General features: G+C 40.1%; 16 protein-coding genes and 3 tRNA genes. 12 read left to right on the top strand and 7 right to left on the bottom strand.

Annotated features, from left to right (window positions below):
* Window positions 1–92: 92 nt before the first annotated feature.
* From E2I05_RS18920 to E2I05_RS18910, 3 genes are all read left to right on the top strand, one after another.
* Window positions 93–1,478, top strand: a complete 1,386-nt coding sequence (locus tag E2I05_RS18920; RefSeq protein WP_121852203.1) for a hypothetical protein — start codon at window positions 93–95, stop codon at window positions 1,476–1,478.
* A 294-nt stretch (window positions 1,479–1,772) separates the two neighbouring features.
* On the top strand, window positions 1,773–5,813 hold the full coding sequence (locus E2I05_RS18915; RefSeq protein WP_133309807.1) for a pentatricopeptide repeat-containing protein: 4,041 nt from the start codon (window positions 1,773–1,775) through the stop codon (window positions 5,811–5,813).
* Window positions 5,814–6,432: 619 nt separating this feature from the next.
* Window positions 6,433–8,298 (top strand): hypothetical protein, encoded by a 1,866-nt coding sequence (locus E2I05_RS18910; RefSeq protein WP_121855226.1) that lies wholly within the window; start codon window positions 6,433–6,435, stop codon window positions 8,296–8,298.
* Window positions 8,299–8,632: 334 nt separating this feature from the next.
* Here E2I05_RS18910 and E2I05_RS18905 read toward each other — a convergent pair whose 3' ends face one another.
* Window positions 8,633–9,430, bottom strand: a complete 798-nt coding sequence (locus E2I05_RS18905) for a hypothetical protein (protein WP_121855225.1) — start codon at window positions 9,428–9,430, stop codon at window positions 8,633–8,635.
* 106 nt (window positions 9,431–9,536) lie between these two features.
* Here E2I05_RS18905 and E2I05_RS18900 point away from each other — a divergent pair, with 106 nt between their 5' ends.
* Both E2I05_RS18900 and E2I05_RS18895 read left to right on the top strand, forming a co-directional pair.
* Complete coding sequence (locus tag E2I05_RS18900) at window positions 9,537–10,664, top strand: IS4 family transposase (protein WP_133309806.1); 1,128 nt, start codon at window positions 9,537–9,539, stop codon at window positions 10,662–10,664.
* Window positions 10,665–10,719: 55 nt separating this feature from the next.
* Window positions 10,720–10,905 carry a hypothetical protein gene (locus E2I05_RS18895; RefSeq protein WP_133309406.1) on the top strand — a complete coding sequence of 62 codons (186 nt, stop codon included), beginning with the start codon at window positions 10,720–10,722 and terminating at the stop codon, window positions 10,903–10,905.
* Between the two features lie 564 nt (window positions 10,906–11,469).
* Here the strand turns inward: E2I05_RS18895 and E2I05_RS18890 are convergent.
* On the bottom strand, window positions 11,470–12,534 hold the full coding sequence (locus tag E2I05_RS18890) for an IS701 family transposase (RefSeq protein ID WP_133309569.1): 1,065 nt from the start codon (window positions 12,532–12,534) through the stop codon (window positions 11,470–11,472).
* A 558-nt stretch (window positions 12,535–13,092) separates the two neighbouring features.
* Between E2I05_RS18890 and E2I05_RS18885 the strand changes: the two genes are divergently transcribed.
* Complete coding sequence (locus E2I05_RS18885) at window positions 13,093–13,374, top strand: hypothetical protein (RefSeq protein ID WP_133309805.1); 282 nt, start codon at window positions 13,093–13,095, stop codon at window positions 13,372–13,374.
* Window positions 13,375–13,620: 246 nt separating this feature from the next.
* Here the strand turns inward: E2I05_RS18885 and E2I05_RS18880 are convergent.
* A protein-coding gene (locus E2I05_RS18880; protein WP_133309486.1) for an IS630 family transposase occupies window positions 13,621–14,756 on the bottom strand; the annotation gives its coding sequence in 2 pieces (ribosomal slippage) (window positions 13,621–14,333 and window positions 14,333–14,756; 1,137 coding nt in all).
* A gap of 40 nt (window positions 14,757–14,796) precedes the next feature.
* On the opposite strand from E2I05_RS18880, the gene ltrA reads away from it, so the two are divergent.
* Both ltrA and E2I05_RS18870 read left to right on the top strand, forming a co-directional pair.
* Entirely contained in the window at window positions 14,797–15,852 is a 1,056-nt protein-coding gene (gene ltrA, locus E2I05_RS18875) for a group II intron reverse transcriptase/maturase (RefSeq protein WP_133309804.1), read from the top strand.
* Between the two features lie 595 nt (window positions 15,853–16,447).
* Window positions 16,448–17,128, top strand: coding sequence for a hypothetical protein (locus tag E2I05_RS18870; protein ID WP_121853851.1), 681 nt, complete (start codon window positions 16,448–16,450; stop codon window positions 17,126–17,128).
* A 33-nt stretch (window positions 17,129–17,161) separates the two neighbouring features.
* Here E2I05_RS18870 and asd read toward each other — a convergent pair whose 3' ends face one another.
* Together asd and rsgA are read right to left on the bottom strand one after the other, a co-directional pair.
* Window positions 17,162–18,025: an archaetidylserine decarboxylase gene (gene asd / locus E2I05_RS18865; RefSeq protein WP_121853850.1), complete on the bottom strand. Its 864-nt coding sequence runs from the start codon at window positions 18,023–18,025 to the stop codon at window positions 17,162–17,164.
* A gap of 22 nt (window positions 18,026–18,047) precedes the next feature.
* Entirely contained in the window at window positions 18,048–19,103 is a 1,056-nt protein-coding gene (rsgA, locus tag E2I05_RS18860; RefSeq protein WP_121853849.1) for a small ribosomal subunit biogenesis GTPase RsgA, read from the bottom strand.
* 86 nt (window positions 19,104–19,189) lie between these two features.
* Here rsgA and orn point away from each other — a divergent pair, with 86 nt between their 5' ends.
* From orn to E2I05_RS18840, 4 genes are all read left to right on the top strand, one after another.
* Entirely contained in the window at window positions 19,190–19,735 is a 546-nt protein-coding gene (gene orn, locus E2I05_RS18855; protein WP_121853848.1) for an oligoribonuclease, read from the top strand.
* A gap of 102 nt (window positions 19,736–19,837) precedes the next feature.
* A tRNA-Gly gene (locus E2I05_RS18850) sits at window positions 19,838–19,913 on the top strand.
* 28 nt (window positions 19,914–19,941) lie between these two features.
* A tRNA-Gly gene (locus tag E2I05_RS18845) sits at window positions 19,942–20,017 on the top strand.
* A 30-nt stretch (window positions 20,018–20,047) separates the two neighbouring features.
* Window positions 20,048–20,123 (top strand) — tRNA-Gly (locus tag E2I05_RS18840).
* 150 nt (window positions 20,124–20,273) lie between these two features.
* Here E2I05_RS18840 and E2I05_RS18835 read toward each other — a convergent pair.
* Both E2I05_RS18835 and E2I05_RS18830 read right to left on the bottom strand, forming a co-directional pair.
* On the bottom strand, window positions 20,274–21,206 hold the full coding sequence (locus tag E2I05_RS18835; RefSeq protein WP_121853847.1) for a calcium/sodium antiporter: 933 nt from the start codon (window positions 21,204–21,206) through the stop codon (window positions 20,274–20,276).
* A 170-nt stretch (window positions 21,207–21,376) separates the two neighbouring features.
* Window positions 21,377–23,938 carry a penicillin-binding protein 1A gene (locus tag E2I05_RS18830; RefSeq protein ID WP_121853846.1) on the bottom strand — a complete coding sequence of 854 codons (2,562 nt, stop codon included), beginning with the start codon at window positions 23,936–23,938 and terminating at the stop codon, window positions 21,377–21,379.
* Window positions 23,939–24,253 lie beyond the last annotated feature (315 nt).

Genomic DNA, 24,253 nt, shown 5'->3' with positions numbered 1-24,253 from the left:
GGTGATGTTGCATCACTGTCCTTCCGATAATTTGAATGCGCTAAATTCTGGCACTAGACTTGGACTATCTGCCTAAATGATGGAAGCCATACATGCCGATAGTTCAATTGACGAAACTGGATTCATTGGCAATTGGTATCGATCAAAAATTTACCCGCGGACAATATCGGCAATTGGAGTTGTTTTTTTCCCTTCCGAAAGAAATGGGCATCAGCTCAGAAACGTTAGACGAAGAGCAGTATTTTTATAGCGCGATTATTGGACGGCGATTTTATTACGCCGATGGTTTGCATCTTCCTAATGTTCAACAAGGTTTTACTCAATTTAACCAACATAGTGTCGAGCAGTTTCGACTGCATTTAAACCTGTTCGTCTATCAACTAGGTATCGCGGTGGAAAATGACGTTAATCAACTGATCCATCATAGTAATGACACAACACTTTTTGAAAATGAAACCGAAAAATTATGCCAGCAGGTGAGGTTATTACTGATGCAATTTCGTAATAATGAGCCCGATGATAAACGCCGTCAGACCTACTTTAATAATGCGGATAATTACCTTTCTTGGTTGTGCGAGCAGCAGTTGCTAAAACTTCTCGAAAAAACACAAAATGACGCATCAGAGAGTGTTTTGAGTGACCAAGTATTGCAGTTATGTCGTGATGAAAACGCGCATAGAATGAACCGTAAATATAACGCCAAACAAACCTTAGCCGATCCAAATCGTATTTCAAATAAAATGCTGTTGACAGCGCGTTTACTGCAGCAAGGTGTGGTGTTAAAGGAATGTCTCAAACCACTTGGAGGCGGAGTTAAAAAGCTTACATCAGGGATCTCGATGGCACTTGTGATGATGTTGATAACGGCCATGGTACTTTATGCAAAAGCTGAATTCAGCAATGTGACTTTGATGCTAGTGTTGGTGATGGCGGTCATCTACGGTTTACGTGATGTATTTTTAAATGACGTAAGGAATACACTGTTACGAGTGGTACGCCGAGGTCGCCCAAAATGGAGTCGAACATTGATTGACACTAACACTAAGGGCATTATTGCAAAGCAATTTATATGGCTTGAATATCTGCGTTCTAAAGACATTTCAGAAGCCATAAGTGCGACACTTTCAAGAAGAAGTAGCCAAAATAATATTGAGTCGAAATTATTGCATTACCGAATAAACACTCAAATGTACAATGAGCAGTTTCCGGTAGGTTATTCTCATTTGCGAGAGCAAGTTCAGTTCAGTTTGATCCCATTTATAAGCCACTTACAACGCGGGAAAGCCAGAGTATACAGCGAGCATGAAGGCCATGTAAGCGGACATCCTGTCGAGCGGCGATATCAAATCGATCTCATTATATGTGTGCGAGATGGTGAACAAGAAAAGCGTTATGCGAGATATAAGATCACCCTAAATCGAAAAAGTATTGTCGATATCAGTGAAGCGACGATTCCGGATTTTATTGCTCAGTTGTGAACGTCGTATACTGTGTTTTTGGGTTTTCAGCGTTTCGTTACTTAAATTTTTTCTGGACAGAAATGCGCCAGCTGACCAAGTTAGCAAGGGAGGGGCAAAACCAATTTACGCACAATTCCATTATTTTTTGTTTGAGTCTGAGATACAACTATGAGCTACCAAAAGGCTCCTCTGTGCAGTGGATAATTTTCTGTTATACATTTATAGAATGCCTTAAAGCTGAATAATTTTGTATTTATCATTTCAGTGCGTTATTTCTTAGCTTGTTAATTCACTCACTTATTGAGTAATGTGATGGCGACAGTGCGCACACCTGCTGAGCAACAATCAATATATAGATTCATGCTCAAAAGTCTCCAAGAATACCCAAGCGAAGCCGTATCCTATCTTAACTTTGAGGTTTCAAGGTTTGATGATAATGAAGAGTTACAACAGGGTTATCAAAGATTAAGCAAAATCGATAGACAAAAGCTGTATGATTTTTTCAACAATAAATCATCGTCGACTTGCTTTAACTCTCGTACACAAGAGGCTCATTATTGTAAGAAGTCAAGTAATCCTTACCGACGCTTTGCAACTGAATCTCGCTCCATTATTCCAAAATCGAGCACTCGATATACCAAGCAAATACAGCAATCACCTTCCTCCCCTGATCCCTTTTTTACTCAGACCAGTGCGCTTATTCACTCTTGGAAACTTAGACAGAAAAGCAAAAATAAACTGGGTATTGATTTAAATGCATTAATTGGTGGTTGCACTAAACTTTCGCAGCTTATTGAAATCATTCACACCCTAAAAAACGACAAACGGGTCATGGAAACATCATGGGATATAAGATTAATCCATAAACTGTTACACAAAGCCGCCGATTTTCCTAACAGCCACTCATCTGATTTCGACGGTGTTTTTAGTGACATAACACGATTTAAATCGTCCTATGAATCGAAAACATGCATACTATTACTGAAATTAATTAAGTTGAATCTAAATTTTTCAGATGGCAAAAGATTGGTGCTAGGCAATGCCGCTGAAGCTAGCTTAATGCAAAAATGGGGCATCAAGCCTAATATTGCTATTTACAATGCCTTTATCACGGTATGCGCTAAAACCGGCCAGTTTGACAGTGCTTGGCGACTGGTGCGTGGTGATAAGCCTGTGATGGCACCTCACTTGTCATTAAAAGCCAATCAAATTACCTGCATGAACTTGCTGACGGCCTGCGCTGAAATGAAGCGTTATGCAGAAGCTAAATCATTGGTGTTGGGCGATGGCGATACAGCTACAGCCAGCTTAATGCAACAATGGGGCATCAAGCCTAATGTTGCCATTTACAATGCCTTTATCACGGTATGCGCTAAAACGGGCCAATTTGATAGTGCTTGGCAACTGGTGTGTGGTAATAAGCCCGTGATGGCACCTCATTTGCTACTAAAGGCAGATACAATCACTTGCATGAATTTGCTGACGGCCTGCGCTGAAATGGAGCGTTATACAGAAGCCAAATCATTGGTGTTGTGCGATGGCGATACAGCCAGCTTAATGCAACAATGGGGCATCAAGCCTGATGTTGCCGTTTACAGCTCCTTTATCACGGTATGCGCTAAAACTGGCAGGTTTGATAGTGCTTGGCAACTGGTGTGTGGTAATAAGCCCGTGATGTCACCTAATTTGTCATTAAAGGCCAATCAAATTACCTGCATGAACTTGCTGACGGTCTGCGCTGAAACGGGGCGTTATGCCGAAGCCAAATCATTGGTGTTGGGCGATGCAGTTACAGCCAGCTTAATGCAACAATGGGGCATTAAGCCTAATGTTGCCATTTACAATGCTTTTATCACGGTATGCGCTAAAACTGGCCAGTTTGATAGTGCTTGGCAACTGGTGCTTGGTGATAACCCATTGATGGCACCTCAACTACCACTAAAGGCAGATTCAATCACCTGCATGAATTTGCTGACGGCCTGCGCTGAAATGGAGCGTTTTACAGAAGCTAAATCATTGGTGTTGGGCGATACAGCAACAGTTACAGCTACAGCCAGCTTAATGAAACAATGGGGCATCAAGCCTAATGTTGCCATTTACAATGCCTTTATCACGGTATGCGCTAAAACGGGCCAGTTTGATAGTGCTTGGCAACTGGTGTGTGGTGATAAGCCCGTGATGGCACCTCATTTGCCATTAAAATCCAATCAAATCACCTGCATGAATTTGCTGACGACCTGCGCTGAAACGGGGCGTTATGCAGAAGCCAAATTATTGGTGTTGGGCGATGGTGATACAGCCAGTTTAATGCAGCAATGGGACATCAAGCCTAATGTTGCCATTTACAGTGCCTTTATCACGGTATGCACTAAAACTAGCCAGTTTGATAGTGCTTGGCAACTGCTGTGTGGTGATAAGTCCGTGATGGCACCTCACCTACCGTTAAAGGTAGATTCAATCACCTGCATGAATTTGCTGGCTGCCTGCGCTGAAATGGAGCGTTATGCAGAAGCCAAGTCATTGGTGTTGGGTGATACAACTACAGTTACAGCCAGCTTAATGCAGCAATGGGGCATCAAGCCTGATGTTGCCATTTACAATGCCTTTATCACGGTATGTGCTAAAACGGGCCAGTTTGAGAGTGCTTGGCAACTGGTGTGTGGTGATAAGCCCGTGATGGCACTCCGTTTACCTTTAAAAGCCAATCAAATCACCTGCATGAATTTGCTGGCTTCCTGCGCTGAAGCGGGGCGTTATGCAGAAGCCAAATCATTGGTGTTGGGTGATACAGTTACAGCTACAGCCAGCTTAATGCAACAATGGGGTATCAAGCCTGATGTTGCCATTTACAATGCCTTTATCACGGTATGCGCTAGAACGGGCCAGTTTGATAGTGCTTGGCAACTGGTGTGTGGTGATAAGCCCGTGATGGCACCTCATCTACCACTAAAGGCAGATTCAATCACCTGCCTGAATCTACTGACGGCCTGCGCTGAAGCGGGACGTTTTGCCGAAGCCAAATCATTGGTGTTGGGCGATGGCGATACAGCTACTGCTACAGCTAGCTTAATGCAGCAATGGGGCATCAAGCCTAATGTTGCCATTTACAGCGCCTTTATCACGGTATGCGCTAAAACTAGCCAGTTTGATAGTGCTTGGCAACTGGTGTGTGGTGATAAGCCCGTGATGGCACCTCATCTACCACTAAAGGCAGATTCAATCACCTGCATGAATTTGCTGACGGCCAGCGCTGAAACGGGGCGTTATGCCGAAGCCAAGTCATTGGTGTTTGGCGATGCCGATGGCGATACAGCTACAGCCAGCTTAATGCAACAATGGGGCATCAAACCTAATGGTGCCATTTACAGCGCCTTTATCACGGTATGTGCTAAAACTGGCCAGTTTGATAGTGCTTGGCAACTGGTGTGTGGTGATAAGTCCGTGATGGCACCTCATCTACCACTAAAGGTAAATTCAATCACCTGCATGAATTTGCTGGCTGCCTGCGCTGAAACGGGGCGTTATGCCGAAGCCAAATCATTGGTGTTGGGCGATAGCAATACAGCTACAGCCAGCTTAATGCAACAATGGGGCATCGAGCCTGATGTTGCCATTTACAGTGCCTTTATCACGGTGTGCGCTAAATCGGGCCAGTTTGATAGTGCTTGGCAACTGGTGTGTGGTGACGAGCCTGTGATGGCACCTCATCTACCACTAAAGGCAGATTCAATCACCTGCCTGAATCTGCTGACGGCCTGCGCTGAAGCGGGGCGTTATACAGAAGCCAAATCATTGGTGTTGGGCGATGGCGATACGGCTACAGCGACAGTCAGCTTAATGCAACAATGGGGCATCAAGCCTGATGTTGCCATTTACAATGCCTTTATTAAAGTATGTATTAAGGCAAAGGAATTAGACACTGGAATATGGTATTTAGAAAAAATAATGAACAAATGTAACATGAGTACTTTTTCACAAATACATGCTCAACTTGCGCCGCTTGAAAAAGATAATTTCGCAAGCATGATTGATAAAGGGATAACACAAGGAATATATAAAAAAAATGTTGGCTTAATGAATCATTGTATCGATTTGCATATGGATAAAATCTTCGAAGGACATTCAGGTGATGGTACACATATTCAAGGTGTTCCATTAGCTTTCGCAAAACTATTATTTTGTTACCACAAACAAAACAATGAACCCAAGATAACATCGATCATAACTGGATACCATGGCAATAATACGTTAAAAAATGGAATGATAAGTTTTCTCAAAGATGAATTTGGACTTGAGTTTATCGAGGATGAATTCAACTCAGGAATGATAGTATTGAGCAAGTCTGCCCATTAACTGTAGTTGCTCGCATTTATCCGTCATTTTCTGCTCACAATAAATGACTTTATAAAAACCAGCTTGCTCACATTAATTGCTTTTATCAAATTAGTTGCTCAGATTAAGTGATTTTATAAAGCTATGTTGCTCACTTTAAACGATTCTATAAATAAACCAATTTAAATGAGCTACAAATTAAATAATATCAGCTGGTTGACTCGTTTTTGGACATAAATGATTTGGGTGTTCAGCCTAATTGATGTTAGTTTTTTAACTTATTGATTTTCTGTAAGCGAACAAATAAAAATACCTGTAAATGGCTTTCACCTTTATAACCACTTAGTCGCCATTTCGGTAAAAATATCTAGTTTTAACCTTATTTTTAAGGTTAAAACAGCAAAATCTGGCATTTTTTTGAATTTGAAATTTTAGCTAACATCATTTAGAAAGAACTAAGTGGACATATAACCTTTACATGTTCCTAACTTTTTAAAACAAAGGAACTTTCTTCTTATATCTTCACATTATTTAGGCTGAGCACCCAATGATTTGGAGCTATCAAGGTATTAACGATATTTAACTAACCAGCATAAAAAAATAGATATACTTTTATATTATCTTTTATTTGAGTCAACTAGTGGAATTAAGAACAGCAGTTACTTCAGTCGATACTTATAGTGTAAAGCCAATTGCTTGTTCATCAGAGTGCCAGATACTTAAGGGAGCTAACAACAAAGAATATAACGTAAGAGAAGGGAGGAAAAAAAACTCTAAGTTAGGCGTTCAATCAATGCACTATTTAAATCATAAACGTGATTTTTCCAACCTCTATTCTGCAGCCCAGCCCTCTGAATTTTTGTCTGCTGATGCTTACCTTAGCCAATTAACAAAAGTAAGACAACGGGTTGATAAGGTATCAATACTTAGGATTTATCTTTCGCTGGGACCTGCCTTTGGAAACCTAAATGTAACATTAGATATTATACGGAGTTGGTCTTATATATCTAAAAGTCAAACTGTACAAATAGTAGTAGATGCTGGTGATACCGAAACCATAAGAAAATTAGCCTTAATGCTACCTAATTTAGATATAACATCTATTAAGAGCGTTTTATTAATAGATGGCATGAATTGCGAGATACTGTTAACAAAGAATCCTCTTCAAGAAATACCTAAATCACTTACGATATCAACTTTAGGTTGCTCTAAGCTTCTTAGTGAACGCAATTACTTTATAATTTCTCCATATTTATGGATAAGTCATAATGAAATAGTTTTTAATCGTATTGTACAGCAAGAAAGTTCAGGTTACTCTGAAAGTAAGTATTATCCTATGCACTTAGTTAATACACTAAACTCATGCCTTTTAGACACTACTCAAATTGGAAGTTTGATGCTTAACTCTACAAAAAATAATATTAAATCGATTGAGTGGATAACAGACCAATACGAAAGAAAAAGTGCTCACATCAGCTTCTCATATGGAACTCATGGCTACAATAGTTCCGACAGCGGAAAATTCAACTTATGTTGCTTCATTGAAGCAATAAAATCTGAATTAGAGTCTTTTGAAAAGAAAATTATTATTTTATTTATTGTTAATTCAAGTACTGGCGATAGAGATATTGAATGCCAGTGGGAATCCATTGCAACTGATACAATAAAATTGATAAGAGATGATGAAGAATTTAGAGAGATAACTCTATCTCGGGGAAAGTGTATTTACCTATTTCATCAATATTCATTACCAAAAGCCATATTCGAGCATATGGTTTCAATTAGTGATTTACCTGTATTCTATGAAGGCGCTAATACACTAGAATTATACCAAAATTTGGGAAAGTGTCATTTATCTGTATCGCCATGGTATCATTCTGGTACATCACCAGAAAATCACCTTGGTCACGAACAAGCTTATCAATTACAGTTGAAAACATCTTCTCTTTTAGGCGTTGAAGCTGCTGATTTAATTGCCATTATTGAGTCGATGGCTACGACTGAATTAAAAAAAACATTTGAATGTTTTTTAAATAAATTGTTAAGGCAAAACCATGGACTACCAACTCAGACTGAATTAGATTCTCAAATCAAGTTCTACGGAACTAACACAGAAAAAAAAGAAGAAAAAATCTTTTGGAACACTGTCCATACGTACTTTAACAGTATGGCTGAACGTAACGATAAAGATTTTATAACTTTAGGTTTTGCAGAAGAATTTTTAACAAGAAATCATTTATTTCCAGATTGCTGTCTTAATAATGAAAAAGAAGTAATTAAAATAAGAGTTATAGCTGAAACATGTAGACCTGAGTTGCAGTTTGAATTTTTTCGCTATCTAAAAAAAGAAACTATTACCCACTTACAGCTCTACATAAAACAGACACTTGACCCTCAATCTGAAACTCAGATGTTAACTAAAGCTATACAAAAAAAGTCACACTCACAGGAATATAACAAAATTTTTCAAATGATAGCTGATGCTCCAGATGGTTTTTTTAATTAATATATAGTTGTTTCTTACTGCCTATTCAGCCCATTATCACTCTAAATGAACCGACCCTATAAAAGTGAAAAGTTGCGGTATTAGGGACGTGGCGGAAGAATGTATACCAATTTTATCGTCACTCCTGCGAACGCAGGAGTCCATTGGTTAATTTGGGCACAAGTCGCTGGATACCTGCGTTCGCAGGTATGACAAATTAAGCGTTGAAATTTAAATTGGTATTATTTGAACTGCGACATCCCTTATAATCTGACTTGCAACCCCAATTAGACTTTTGTGAATAAAAAGCTCTAAGTAACTTTGGGGCAAAAGCATGCTTGGCAGGTCATCCAGCTTAGGGTCTAACTGGGGGTGAAAAGGTTATCTTTTTAAATTGATAAGCTCCATGCCAACGCTTTTTTTCTTCAAAAAGAATAAGACCTTCACGCTTTACTACTTGTTCATTATTGAAAATATTCACTTTACAGTCGCTCGGCTTGGGACCAGTACAAGCCCAATAGCTACCTTTTGGTGCTTTAATGGTTAAGCTAAACGGGTTGAAGTCACTCAATATTGTTGCTGCCGAATTCTCCTCTTGTAAGTTAATCCTATTATGATAATTACCAGTTAAAACTAGCGTTTTCTGGTAGTCTCCTAATAGATGCTTAGAGATGTTATTAGCCAAGTATTGACTCTTAGGTTTATTATTGGTGTTTTTGAATAAATCAACGAGAAAAACATCAAGTTTTTGCGGGTATTGCTGCTTTATCGTTTTTAATTTATTGATTAAACCCAACATGGCAACACTGAATCTCCCATCTTGCCACTTGGAAGACCAAACAGGGTGAGCAAGAAATTTATCTTCGTTGATGTCGTTTGCCATGTATAGATCTAAACTGGCTTGTAAGCTGGCAGGCAACTCAAGCATTACTGCTATGTTTCTGTTGTTTTTGTTTACCGAATGACAAACAATATCACCAAATAATTTAGGAACTTCAACCGTTCCATGTATTTCTCCTAGCATGATAAACTGATGTTTATTCATCAGTTCTAATTCATTTATACCACCACAGTCTATTTTATTTTGATTTGCGTTCGTACTGAAAGCAACAAAAAAAAGTGCCAAATTAACTATTATTTTTTTAAGCTTCATTTACGGTATATATCCCAATGGCACTAACTTAAGATTTAGCTGAAGGTTTACTAATTGAACAATAGAGAGTAAATCATACAGATTAAGGTTTTTCTAGTGTCACGCCATGAATACTACAACTCGCCAATTCTTCAATGATGCCCCAGAATTGTTACGTCGCTTTGCTCAAACGGAAGAAGATGAACTTTCTTCAATTCTCACTCTGCAAGATTTAGAAGATTTTCAAAAAGATAATACTCAAAGAGTACGCAAGTATCCCGCCTGCCACACACTTTCGCTTTTCATGAAGCAAGTTGCCAGTGAAAACAAGTCTTGTCGTTGCACACTAATCAGTGACGCTAGAGATCAAATTGCTATAGGTCGAGAGAAAAACAGCACAATTACAGGTCCCTACTGTAAAGCAAGAAAACGGTTATCTCCAGAGTCAATTAAATCGCTATTGAAGAAATCAGGAAAAAACTTAGATGAAGCGATTCAAGGGAAATACTTATGGCATGGTCGTAGAGTGCTATTAACTGACGGCTCAACACTATCTATGCCTGATACGCACGAGAACCAAGCCCAATTCCCTCAACCTAAATCACAAAAAGAAGGGCTGGGCTTTCCTCAGCTGCGGATTTTAGTGTTAATTTCTTTGGGTAGCGGTGCAGTCATTGACTCGGCTGTTTCACCTTGTAAAGGGAAAGGTACTGGCGAGCAGGCACTATTAAGAAGTATGCAGTCAGACTTGAAACAAAGTGACATTGTGCTGGGAGATGCTAATTTCGAAAACTACTTTGTTCTTGCAGGATTAATGGGGTTAGGCGTTGATGCTGTTTTCGAAAAAAACGGAGCCAGAAATGTCGATTTCAGAACCTGTGAAGAAAAGCTGGGTAAGCGAGATGGTTTATTTAAGCTAATTCGTCCATCCTGTCCAGAATGGATGACCCCAGAGGATTACGCTCAAGTGCCAGAAGAGCTTATCGTCAGAATGGTAGGAACAAAGAAACGTATCATTGTTACCACGCTCACGGATAAAGAAGTCTATCCGAAGCAAGATATTATTGATTTATACGTTTCACGATGGCATATCGAGTTGGATTTTAGGTCAATCAAGACCATGATGAAAATGGATATTTTAAGGTGTGGTAGTCCAGATATGGTGCGTAAGGAAATTGATGTTCATTTGTTAGTTTACAACATGATAAGGGCACTTATGTGCCGAGCGGCAGAAAAAAAAAGGAATATCGCCTAGAGAGGCAAGTTTTAAAGCCGCACATGACGCATTACAAGATTTTCAGATATTACTTTTGCAAGCCACCGAAGGGATCATTGACACTTTATTGGATGTGATAGCAGATATTATCGGCGAGCATATCGTTGGCAATCGCCCAGGGAGAAAAGAACCGAGAGCAAAGAAAAGGCGACCGAAACCGACACCAAGGTTACAACATTCAAGAAAGCAAGCACGTAGGCTTAAGGTATATCAGAAGTAATTCTTAAGTTAGTGCCATTGGTATATATCCTTATACAACGAGTTTATTCTATTCTTAAGACACTGGTTAAATATTTAAATTCATTAAAATATTTTGATTTAGGTGACTATCAAACTTTGGATTAATAAATATCATAGAATTCATAAGCTTTTCCTTAAATCGCAAACGTCATGCCCGAATGCTTTAGTCGGGCACCCAGTGTATATTTGGCTGTTCTATTTATCCTAAAAACATCAGTTGAACGCTGAGTATATGAGTAACTGTTTGAGCAATACGATAATTTTATTATCATGTTTTTCACCCAATGAGTGAAATGCTCTACGCTCACAAGCTTGCTAAAATGGCTGCTATCTGCGTTGTAACTTTTGCAAGTAGAATAACTACTTGCTGCAAGCTACGCCTTACTATCAGCCATTTTTTCTACGCTTGAGAACGCAGTCAACTGATGTTTCTAGGGAGCGCCACGAAGCGCTTTATTCTGTTGCGGGATTTGTCTCAACGTATACGCAGCCAAGCGATTACATGGCCATAAACCAGAGACAGCAACGTTATTATTTACTCATGTTACGCACTAACAGCTTTTAGAGTTTGAAGTTCTGTAAAGGCTGTTTTTAATGCTTTTATATACAGTTTCGCCCTCAGTTGAAATTTATTCATTTTCAGTTTTAAAGCTAAGGTTTCAAGCCTAAATGCACTATAAATTGATAAAAATTGATGATTACTTTGTGTTTTAACTGTATGTGCTGGAGAACGGGTAATTGCCGCATTTGACTTCAGGTTTTTATGGAAGAGTTCAACGTTCCATCGTTTTTGATAGACCGCTTGGATGAACTCATCATCACAACTTAAATCACTGCATAACAAGTAAAGCTCGCCTGTACTTCCATCTTTGTTTTTAAAGACTTTCTTGGATAACTGTAACTCAAAATCTACCCCAGATATCCAAACTTTGACAGACTGCCCTTCTTGAAACTCAAGTGTATCAACCCGTTGTGATTTCTTATGCTTCTTATCATCTTCACTCAAAGAAACAAGACGATTAGATTTGCACGCCATGATAAAATCCTTGTGGCATTTGTGTTTGATAAACACCATATTTTCATTTGAACAGAACCAACTGTCTGCTAGAACATATTTGAATTTAAGTTGGTTTTGGTAACTAATTTGTAAAAGCTCTCTAAAATCTTCATTCTTAGTTGTTTCAGACATTCTGCGAACTTTCTTAGTTTTCAGATCACAATAGGGAATTGGCTTAGTGATCAACTTATAAGATACTGGAATTGATACACCTTGGGAGTAGTAAAGACAATTAAGAAGGTTAATCCCTTTAACGGTTCGATTTTTTGTGTGGTCGTAGTGGTAAGCGATCAAGTCGCTTTCGTCCGTATAAGGCTTTTCTTCAATCGTATCATCGAAAATAAGAACGGCATCATCTTCTTCGACCTGTCTTACAGTGGATTTAACCATTCCCCAAAGAGTTTTACTGGTGAACTCGTTAGTAGAAAGGAGTCTTGTTACCTGATCATGACTGTAAGCACCATCTAGTAAGTCTGACATCCCTGTTGCTGTTACTTGTCCAAAGCTAGATAGTTGGTAATCGCTATACAGCTCTAGTAATTCATCGTTCATAGCTTGATTATGCCACTAATTTTTAGGCGGTGCGTAACATGAGTTATTTATAATAAGTCCATCAGGTTGAAACGTACCTGACGGGATAATTACCAGTTCATCCCGAAATCTGACGGGCATGCATAATGGGTAATCGCTATGACATGAAGCCCTGTGACAAAGGCCTTGAATAAAGGTTGAGATGCAATGTAGGCCGCAGCATCAAGCGAATTCAGTTAAGCGTCGTAAATCAAAAAATGAAGATGGGGAGTCTTTCCTAGTTGACGAACCCTGACACAAACAGAGAAGCAACTGGTAAATGCATCTGTTTGATCTTCCGGCGTAATATGAAGTGGCATGTATTGAAGGAAATAAAGTGAACGTGGGAGAGCCTGAGTGTTGGAAGGTAGTGACTTGCACTATCCGAATATAAGGTAAACCGAAATTTCAGATAGGGCGCTCAGGCAGTCGGATGAGCCCATAGTACCGTTAACCGTGAAGACAACATAACTTTACATCAGGGAAGGGGCTCAGTGTTACACCCGTTTTTTAACGTAACTTTTGAGGTGAAATTGCCATATGGCTAACACTCCAGTAAATATCAGAATATTACAGCGAAAACTTTACTTACGCTCAAAGCTTAACTCGGAGCTTCGATTTTACAGCTTGTACGATAAACTCAGTCGCCTAGATATACTCGAAGAAGCCTATCGACGATGCAAAGCCAATAAAGGCGGAGCAGGAATTGATGGCATCACATTCAGTTATCTAGAGCAGCAAAAGAAAGTCGTTGCGCTGTTAAAAGAAATTCAAACTCAATTACAACAGAAAAACTATCGACCTAGTAGTCCATTCATATGAATTCTACAGTTAAAGCTGTTCTGGTAAACCATAGTCATAGGAGAGCTAAGAATCATATATCGATATTTATTGTTTTAAACTCTTACTTAACTTTTGTTCACAATCAATTGACAAATAAGTGATATCTGAACAAAACACCTCCTCCCACCCCTTGGCAAGTCAGTAGGATTCTAGCTTTTCATGCTTTGATTAACGAATGTGTAACTGGATTTCGTTAATCAGTGAACTTCTGTTAAAAGGCTCACTTTACTCTGGGAGTACGGGGTAAAGTTTCTTTAATTTTATACGTGCCTCCTCAGTCGTGAACTGCCAGTTCATCTTAGCCTTGGACTCATTACGCTCGGTAACCCAGGCTTCGACTTCAGTATTTAGTGTTTCCTGATCGGGTATTCTTCGGTTTAAGCATTGCCTGCTCAAGATACTTAATTCAATTTCAGCCATATCCAACCAACTTCCGTGCTTTGGCGTGTAATGAAATTCTATTTTATTGATCAACCTACGAGCTTCTTCTGGTTCGAAGGCCTTATAAAATGAAGCCGGTGTATGAGTATTCAAGTTATCCTCAACTAATACAATTGTCTCAGCGTCCTTATAACGCCCGTCTACTAAGGCTTTTACTTGATGAGCCCAATCAATGGCCGTTCTGTGTTCAGTGACTTCAACATGTCGCCAGCCCGCTAAAGGCTCAAATATCATGAACAGGTTGCTGACACCGTTACGCTCATACTCTGTATCGTATCGCTCTGGATAACCTGAAACTAAGGGTAACGGATTGCGAACTTCTTTAACTTGTTGTTTGCTGGTTTCATCAAGGCATACTAAAGGACGCTTAGGATTGTAAGGAAGTTTATAGAGTTCTAATATATCTTCCATAGCACTCACGAAAGCAGCGTTTTCCTCTTTAGGTATACACCACTCTTCTTTAAGCCATGGTTTAAGTTCGTTTTTTTTAAAGCATAATGAACAGAAGTTCTTGATATGTTATCGATATATTTGAGTTCAATCATCTTGTCTCTAAGAAGATTTAATGTCCAACGGCAACGTCCTTCAGGAGGCGTAGAGCAGGCCAGTGCAATTAGGTGGGCTTCGGCTTCGCCATCCATTATGCGTCTGCGGCCTTGATGGCTGTGTTTGCTATTCACAGCGACTTCTAATCCTTCTTCGACAAAACGCTTTCTAAGGCTCGTTACTGCAAGTGGTGAGATGTTTAGTGCTTTAGCAATCTGTTGATTGGTCAGTGGCGAATTATTCTCATCAATAGCAAGTAAAATTTGGGCGTGTCGTTTCTTATGTTGAGCAACACGTGGTTTCTTCTGCTTTATCAAAGCCTCAAGCATTGAACGTTCTTCATTACTCAAACGAACGTGGTATTTAACCCTCATAACAACTCCAGTGTTTCTTGTGTTCAGGAGTTGTTAGGATATAACCATTCGGTCATTATTTGTTCTTGAATGGACTACTAGCCCAGTCAAACGAGTAGAAATACTCAAAGACAACGGCAAAACGCGGAAACTTGGGATCCCGATAATCAGTGACAGAATTGTGCAAATGGCGATGACAATAGTGATGCAACCCGTCTACGAACCTCATTTACATGAACACAGTTATGGTTATCGTCCATGTCGAAGCGCCCAGCAAGCGGTTAAAGTCATTGAAATGAGCCTAAAACAAGGCTACCAGCACGTACTCGATGCTGACTTGAGTGCCTATTTCGATACCATCCCGCACGCTAAGTTGATGGCAAAAATAGAAAGGCGAATAAGCGACAGCAGCTTTCTGAGTTTGCTGAAAAGCTTTATCAAAGCGCCCATCAGCGTAGAGACGGTCAACAGAAAATGGCGAATAGAAGCAAGCCGATGTGGCACTCCGCAAGGCGGAGTTATCTCTCCACTACTGGCTAACATCTATCTCAACGATTTCTGTTTGAAAATACACGAAAAAACACCGTGTAAAATCGTTACCTATGCAGATGATTTTGTTGTACTCCATAAGCAAACCTACACACAAGAGCAACTGGACTGGATAACACAGCAATTAAGTGATGAAGGTCTGAAGCTAAATCAAAGTAAAACCCACTGTGTGGATATGGGAAAGCTGATGAATGAGTTTGATTTCCTCGGTTTTAACTTTCAACGGATCACAGGCCTCATCAAAGGCACCAGTTACATCAAGATACAGGCGTCTAAGAAGAGCCAAACAAAGCTGAAAAATAAAATCAGAGACATAGTGAAACACCGAACCTCAAATACACTTGGCGTACTGATAAATAAGGTTAATCAAGTTCTGAGGGGATGGAAACACTATTTTGGTGAGATAGGTTATCCCAGAGGTGTATTTTTCAGAATAAATGGATTTGTAGTAAACCGGTTCTATCGCTGGCATCGTCGCTTAAGTCAACGTCGAAGCAAGTATCTATCACGAGGTGCTTACGAAAAATTACGCCAAGCTGGTCTTGAGTATTTACCCACGACAAGATGATAAGCAAAGTGAAGGGGCTGAGAGAAGTGTAACAACAGAGCCGTGTGAGGGAAAACCTCATGCACGGAATCGAAGAGGGGCTGCTGGATAAGCGATAGCGAAGCCAGTAGCCTACTCTACATTAACCTAAATAAATCGGTTGAACGCACAATTTAGCTTTAATTTATTGAAGTTAAATACAAAACTAAACAACCCTAGTTCACCCATCAGTTGAGTGCTGAACATTCATATACTTGCCAAAACCACAGCTAGCTGCGTTATAAATTTTGCAAATAGAACCACTACTTGCTGCTATTCATGCCTTGCTATCAGTAATTTTTTCTGCGTATATGAACGCTCCCAACCGATTTATTTAGGATTAAGATACAAGCGTCTAAGAAGAGCCAAACAAAGCTGAAAAATAAATTCAGAGCCATAGTGAAACCCTTTAGCTCTTACTGAGTGGGAAGCTATTTGCTGTAATAGGTATAATATATGCGAATTAGTATTTTTCATATTGGTTCAGGCTTTGTCCAGCATAGGTGTATGATTATTAATGCAAGTTCAAATTTAAGAGTTAAGAGCAGAAATGATTATGGGCTGTTGTAAAAACTAAATGGCAATGTCAACTTCATATAGTTTATCTCATTCACAAGTACCGTCAGGTAGTTATCACTATAGGTTGGCTGATACTGATACTGAGCCTTTGTCACCTAAAGAGCTGCCCCAGTGGGAAAAGTTATCTAGCGAATGTCCAGTTGATAAGCTTGAACAATTTGCAAAGATCTATAGTGAGGTTATCACTACTCAAACACCTTCTGTAACTCTCACCTTGATCGGGCAACTTAATCAGATTCTCCAAGATTCACTTGTTCGATTGGTGTGCTTGCCGAGTGAATTAGGTAATGATGTCAATGCGGTTTGTGTCCATCTTGTAAAGCTTTCCACTTCAGATCGGTGTTTAACCAAATTTGTAACCAGCGAAAGGAAAATACACAAAGAGTTTCTTGAAGTTAAATGCCCTTTAAATGATAGTGATAGTTGGCTGAAAACTGTCTCGACACTAGCTTGCGAAAAAAAGCCAGAAGTTCATGACAAAGCTACCCAAACTGAAGCGACTAAAATTCATGAAGATCCTAAAAAAGCCACATCCAAACCAGCACCAAACAGGTCAAAACCTCCAAAAAAGGTTACTCATTACAGGGACAATGCAACTTCTCGGTTACGTGCACAGCAGAGTGTTAAACACTGTTGCCCTTTTCATGATAAGCAGTTTAAGAAGAATGAATCGAGCTGATGCCCTAACTGATATTAGGGCATATGATAAAGCTTATCGCTTGATGTGGGCAAACTCAGCGCCCATACGCGTAGCTGCTTTAGGTTCAACGCCTTGAGCAAAGACATCAATGGCGTCTTTTGCAAAACACATAACAATCGTGCTTCCAAGCTTAAATCGTCCCATCTCATCGCCTTTGTCTAAGGTGATCGCATCTGAGCCTTGTGTTGGGTAATCCCAAGTGAATACTTGCTTGCCAGCAGGAGGTGTTACTGTGCCAGCCCACACGGTTTCAATACTAGCGACAATAGTCGCGCCTACAAGTACCATAGCCATAGGGCCTATTTCTGTCTCAAATATTGCAACAACCCGTTCGTTACGAGCAAATAGTCCGGGCACATTTTCTGCGGTAAGTGGGTTGACTGAAAACAGATCGCCAGGCACATAAGTCATTTTCGATAGAGTGCCTTTTATTGGCATGTGTAGTCTGTGGTAGTCTTTTGGTGCCAAATAGATAGTGGCAAAATCTCCGCCAGCAAAACGTTCAGCATCTTGTGGCTGATTACCTAATAAAGCTAAGGTTGAGTATGAATGACCTTTGGCTTGGAATATTTCGCCGTCTTTAATTGGACCCAGTTGGCTGACGGCACCATCAACAGGATGTGCGAGCTTGTCGGCGTCGGTGCATAAAGGGCGGATCCCCGGCTTTAACGCACGGGTAAAAAAATCATTAAAGCTTTTGTATGATTCAGGATCTGGTTGGGCTGCTTCATCCATATCAATTTTGTATTGTTTGATAAACCACTTAATGCCAGACGTTGTTATTTTTCCGGCTTTTGCCGCCGCTAATTTTCCAACTAAACGCGATATGAGATGCTTTGGCATGATGTACTGCAGTGCTATCTTTACTTTGTCCACGGTCTAGGTATTCCTTTATTTATTAGTCTTCAGATCCGGCTCTAAACTGCCGAGAATGTCTTTGCTCATCAAGACTGGCAATAATGCGATGATAATTTTCTAATCGTTCTTCATCGATATAACCCGCTTTAAAGGCTTCTTGAATGGCACACCCAGGATCATTTTGGTGTTTACAATCACGGAATTTACAGGTTCCGAGAATATCACGAAATTCGGTAAAGCCCCACGCCACTCGTTCTGCTGGAAGGTGCCAAAGAGCAAACTCACGTACACCGGGGGAATCAATCAAGTCGCCACTATCTTTTAAATGTAATAATTTAGCGGTTGTTGTGGTGTGTTGACCAAGGCCAGAGTTTTGCGATACATCTCCTATTACGAGTTCAGCATCTGGCATGAGAGCGTTGATAAGCGATGACTTGCCCACACCTGATTGTCCAACAAAAACACTGACCTTATCAGCCAATAGTTGTTTTAATTTGCTAACACCTTCACCTGTATGGCTACTGAGCTGAAATACTTGATACCCCAGTTTTTTATAGACTTGCAAGGTTTCGTCGATCAGCTCTTTTAACTCTTTATCCATAAGATCGATTTTGTTGAGCACGATTACAGGTTGAATTCCGGTATCTTCGGCGGCAACGATATAGCGATCGATGATTTGACTACTGAAAACGGGAACCACTGAACTCACAATCAAAATTTGGTCGATGTTGGACGCAATGGTTTTTACACCATCGTATAGATCTGGGCGGGTTAAAGATGATCGTCTTGGATGAACGGCTTCGATTACACCAATGGCTTGAGTTTGGTGCTCCACTGGCATACGCACTATGACTTCATCACCTGTAACGAGACTATCGATATTGCGGCGAATGTTGCAGCGTCTAACTGTACCGTCTGATGTTTCAATATCAGCATGTTGCCCGTACCTTGAAATGACACGCCCAGCTTGCTCTGGACCTAAAGAGCCGTCTTGTGAATTTTCAGCCTGTTTTTCACTACTTCGTTGTAGTCGTTTTTGTTGGTTGTCCCGCATCCGCCTGAGTTGGCCTTTGCTTAGGGGCTTCTTTTTGCTCACAAAGATTCCTAAGGTGATGTTGCGTTATCTGAAAAGTGGGTATGATACACCCTCTTGAGACCGATTTCCTTATTTGGAGCAGTGATATGCCAGTAAACGACAGCAATTTAGTCTGGATTGACTTAGAAATGACAGGCTTAGAGCCAGCAACGGATCGCGTTATCGAAATTGCGACCTTAGTCACCGATAAAGAACTCAACATTATCGGCGAAGGACCTGTTATTGCCATACATCAATCTGATGACGTTCTGGCAGCAATGGATGATTGGAATCAAAAACATCACGGTGAGTCAGGCTTGATTGATAGAGTAAGGATCAGTCAGTGTTCAGAAGCCGACGCTGTTGCTCAGACGTTAGATTTCTTAAAACAATATGTACCAGCTGGAAAGTCTCCTTTGTGTGGCAATAGCATTGGTCAGGACAGGCGTTTTTTGAATAAGTACATGTCAGAGCTTGAAGATTATTTTCATTATCGAAATATTGATGTTAGTACGATTAAAGAATTGGTGAATCGCTGGAGTCCAGAAGTTCAAAAAGGGTTCAAAAAGCAGAATACTCATCAAGCGTTGCAAGACATTCAAGAGTCAATCGCTGAATTGGTTTATTATCGCAGCAAAGTATTTAAAATTTAATCAATCAGACGAATATTGCCAAGAAAGGCTTGCACAAGTGTAAAATACCCCTATAATGCGGCCTCATCTTTCAGCGGTATTCGTTAAAGATGATTCAAAATTGCGACATTAGCTCAGTTGGTAGAGCGATACCTTGCCAAGGTATAGGTCATCAGTTCGAACCTGATATGTCGCTCCAATAATTTTGAATAGTAAAGTGTTATGATGCGACATTAGCTCAGTTGGTAGAGCGATACCTTGCCAAGGTATAGGTCATCAGTTCGAACCTGATATGTCGCTCCAACTTTACGTTGTAAAATATTCACACCAAATGCGACATTAGCTCAGTTGGTAGAGCGATACCTTGCCAAGGTATAGGTCATCAGTTCGAACCTGATATGTCGCTCCAATTTCCTTTCTCTTTGTTAAAAACAATTCCTCAACTCAACATTATTTTTTGCAATCATTATTAGATTCTTTATGGATGCGTTTAGATATAGAGCTCGATTAGTTACTGTAATTGTTAATAATCGAGCTCACAGAAGCTTTAGATAAAAACTTATACGATAGCTTCGCTGACCAAATAAACGTTATAGGCAAGGTAGATAAGTAAAAGTAAGGTACCTTCTTGGCGGCTTATGCGCATGCCCGTGTATGCAAAAGGCAACATGATAACTGCGAGTAAAAGCATTACGGCAAAGTCGATTAATTCTAAGCCGTCACCTGATATAGGGTGAATAATCGCGGTAATACCAAGCACAGCAAGAATATTGAATAGATTTGAGCCAATTACATTCCCAATCGCTAAGTCACTTTGTCCACGGCGAGCGGCGACAACCGCTGTGGCAAGTTCTGGCATACTCGTGCCAATGGCAACGACTGTGAGTCCAATAATGACTTCACTAATACCAAAATACTTCGCTAAATCGACAGCGCCGTCGACGAAAATTATTCCGCCACCAATCAACATGGCAATACCAAAAATGATCAATAAAAACGATATGATTGGATGCTCTTTGCCTTCAGGCACCTCTTCTATATCACCTGTCTTTTTAGAGTCGTAGTAGCTGTAGCTTAAATAGCCAACTAATAATGCAAATAAAATACTTCCGTCAATAATATCGAGTTCGCCGTCTAACAATAACCCCCAAAACAATAATGTCACGCCGATCATGAGCGGGATGTCTCTTTTAACAACCTGAGATTGTATTTTTATGGGTTTGATCAAAGCGGTGATCGCAAGGATCAGTCCAATATTGGCGATATTAGATCCGATGACATTACCTAAAGCAATACCGCTTTTTTCGTTAAGTGCCGATTCCAAGCTGACCGCTAACTCTGGAGCGCTGGTACCAAATGCAACAATGGTTAATCCGATAACGAGCGGTGCAATGCCCAGTCGCAAAGCAATAGTGCTGGCGCCACGAACAAGTGCTTCAGCACCAAAAGTTAATATTAAAAAGCCACCGATAATGGATAGAAAAATTAGCATGGATAGTTAGTCTTGATAATTAAGTGAAACAGATGAGGGTGCGTTAAGGATAAAGGTTTTTTATGGTAATGGACAGTTTATGTCAACTCTTTACAACATAGCACCGTCAATTTGACAGTGCTATGTTTGAATAAATACAGTTTTATACCAATTACAGTAATTGGTATTACTTACTGAAATAAATCATCTTCTTCGCTATTATTGATAAAAATATTAGTATCGCTGGTACTATCGGTTACATACTCGGTAGGCTCAGTGCCTTCAATAAAGTATTCAAAGCGAGTTGTATAATCCGTTTTTCGTGTCAGCTTGCCAGTCTCTAAGTCAATGCGTACTGAAATGATGTTTTCTGGAGGCGTATCAGGTTTTTCTGGTAGCCCTTTAAGCACGCTACTCATGTATTCATTCCAAGCTGGTCCGGCTGTTTTAGCGCCTGACTCGGCGCCGTATATTTGTGCTTTTCCTAAGTTATTATTCCATGCAGTTCGACCTAATTCTCGAGCATGATCGTCAAATCCAACCCAAACTGTGCTGACATAATCAGGATTAAAACCACTGAACCAAGTATCACGGGATTCATTGGTCGTACCGGTTTTACCTGCAATATCACGGCGTTTTAATGACTGCTCTCGCCAAGCTGTACCATTCCAGCCAGTGCCTTTACTCCAATTACCTCCGCCCCAGATAGTACTTTTGAGTGCTTGGCGTATTAAAAAAGAGACTTGCGGTGAGATAACTTGTTCAGCATAGCGAAATTCGCTATCAATTTCGCAACTAAGGTTTTCTTTATGCTCTTCTTCGGTAACTATCCCATGCTCTTCAGACATTGCCGCAAAAGTTTCTGCCCACGGATCATCAGCTTGAGCTTGCGATATTTCATTTTTACAAGCAATTGTAGGTATAGCTTGTTCAATGGTTTCACCGTGCGGATCGGTGATTTTATCAATGTAGAATGGTTCAACTAAAAAGCCGCCATTCGCGAAGGTACTGAATGCACGAACGACTTGCAAAGGGGTAACAGAAGGGGAACCTAGCGCAATAGACTCATTACGAGGAATATCATCAGGATTGAATCCAAAATCAAGCAATTGTTGACGAGTTGATGTGAGTCCAGCTAGGCGCATAGCTCGAACCGCCATGACGTTTATTGATTTCGCCAATCCCTCTCTCAATCTAGTTGGGCCGCCGTAAACATCAGGAGAGTTCTTTGGCCGCCATGCAATGCCTTGTCGAGTGTCTGGTTCATTAATTGGTGCATTATTAATTAAGGTTGCGAGTGTGTAGCCTTTTTCTAAAGTAGCGCTATAAACAAAAGGTTTAATATTTGAACCTAATTGGCGTTTCGCTTGGGTAACTCGATTATATTGGCTTTGGCTAAAGGAATACCCACCAACTAGCGCTTGTATCGAACCATTGTAAGGATCCAGTGTCACGACGGCACTGGACACGCTTGGCAATTGTGCCAATTGATATGCTCCATTAACCACTCTAATCCAAACTTGCTCACCCACTTTGACAATATCAAATGCGCTCTTTGGCGCGGAGCCTTGGCGAGTATCCGATATAAATGAACGAGCCCACTTTAAGCCGTCCCATTCAATCCAATAGCTTTTTCCTGTTTTATCTATGACATGAACTTTTTGTTCTGTAACACTGATCACGGCGACAGGTATTAAATCTTGTACGTTCGATGTTGCTTTAAGTTTCGATTGGATAATGTCGACTTCAGGTTGGATCATTTCAGGCAGACTTGAATCCCACAACACTTTGTAGGGGCCTCTATAGCCATGGCGTTGATCGTAAGCATAAACATTATTTCTTAGTGCTGCTTGGGCGGCTATTTGTATTTTTGATGAGATGGTAGTGTAAACATTGTAACCCCCCGTATACGCTTGTTCTTCACCATACTTTTGTACCATATAGTCTCTTGCCATTTCAGAGATATAAGGAGCATAAAGGTCGATTTCAGCACCGTGATATGAAGCCGTATTGGGTGTTTTTATAGCTTCTACATACTGTGCTTCGGAAATATCGCCGACTTCTTTTAATCTAAATAAAACAATATTTCGACGTGAGATGGCTCGGGTTGGGTAAGAAATCGGATTCGTTGTTGATGGGGCTTTTGGAATGCCAGCAATTACAGCCATTTCAGGTAGAGTAAGCGCATTAACGTTTTTTCCGTAATAAACTTGAGCAGCGGCACCGACACCGTATGCGCGGTGACCAAGAAAAATTCGGTTGACGTAAAGCTCTAAGATTTCATCTTTAGTGAGCAATTGTTCTATATGAATAGAAATAAAAATTTCTTTTATTTTTCGAATGATGGTTTTTTCACGGGTAAGAAAAAAGTTCCTTGCGACTTGCATCGTGATGGTACTGGCCCCCTGTTTCCTTTGACCAGTACTGAGCAATACAAATGCGGAACGTAATACTCCGATAGGGTCAACACCACCGTGCTCATAAAACCGCGCATCTTCTGTAGCTAGAAATGCCTGCAATAATGGCTTAGGGATTTGTTCTAACTTTAAGGGAATACGGCGTTTTTCTCCAAATTGAGAGATCAACTTGCCATCACGGCTGTAGATGCGCAGTGGTGTTTGCAATTGAATGGTTTTTAAGGTTGCAACATCAGGTAAATCAGGGAGTACGTAAAAATAAGCTGCCGCAATAGAACCTATTCCAAGCAGTAGTAGACTTGTGAAAATAATTCCAATGCGTTTTAGCCATTTCACTTGATTTTATTCCAAATAGTGTAATAAGTAACGCGTTAGTATAAACATAAAAATCAAAAATGTGGATGATGGATTCTAAAACGTCAATATCCCATTCTTTGAAAAAAAGTTGACGCTTTTTTCGTTTAAGCTAATGAATTTATTGTTAAATGGACATTAAGTTATGGTGTTTGATCGCAAAAGCTGATAAAAAGTATACAAAATGAAAAATAATTATTGAGAAACATTCTGTTAAATGCATAATTATTGAACATCTTATTCGATAAAAGATAACATGCCTGTATTATAATAACCTGATTTTGAATATTAACGCTT

Source organism: Parashewanella spongiae (assembly GCF_004358345.1).
Taxonomy (GTDB): domain Bacteria; phylum Pseudomonadota; class Gammaproteobacteria; order Enterobacterales; family Shewanellaceae; genus Parashewanella; species Parashewanella spongiae.
Note: the sequence above shows the minus strand (reverse complement) of the source record. Positions and strands in the feature narration are given on the sequence as shown.

Excerpts from the sequence above, each read along its gene's own strand:
- E2I05_RS18920 (WP_121852203.1), top strand. The coding sequence starts at position 93 with ATGCCGATAGTTCAATTGACGAAACTGGATTCATTGGCAATTGGTATC.
- E2I05_RS18915 (WP_133309807.1), top strand. The coding sequence starts at position 1,773 with ATGGCGACAGTGCGCACACCTGCTGAGCAACAATCAATATATAGATTC.
- E2I05_RS18905 (WP_121855225.1), bottom strand. The coding sequence starts at position 9,430 with ATGAAGCTTAAAAAAATAATAGTTAATTTGGCACTTTTTTTTGTTGCT.
- E2I05_RS18900 (WP_133309806.1), top strand. The coding sequence starts at position 9,537 with ATGAATACTACAACTCGCCAATTCTTCAATGATGCCCCAGAATTGTTA.
- E2I05_RS18890 (WP_133309569.1), bottom strand. The coding sequence starts at position 12,534 with ATGAACGATGAATTACTAGAGCTGTATAGCGATTACCAACTATCTAGC.
- E2I05_RS18885 (WP_133309805.1), top strand. The coding sequence starts at position 13,093 with ATGGCTAACACTCCAGTAAATATCAGAATATTACAGCGAAAACTTTAC.
- E2I05_RS18870 (WP_121853851.1), top strand. The coding sequence starts at position 16,448 with ATGGCAATGTCAACTTCATATAGTTTATCTCATTCACAAGTACCGTCA.
- orn (WP_121853848.1), top strand. The coding sequence starts at position 19,190 with ATGCCAGTAAACGACAGCAATTTAGTCTGGATTGACTTAGAAATGACA.
- E2I05_RS18835 (WP_121853847.1), bottom strand. The coding sequence starts at position 21,206 with ATGCTAATTTTTCTATCCATTATCGGTGGCTTTTTAATATTAACTTTT.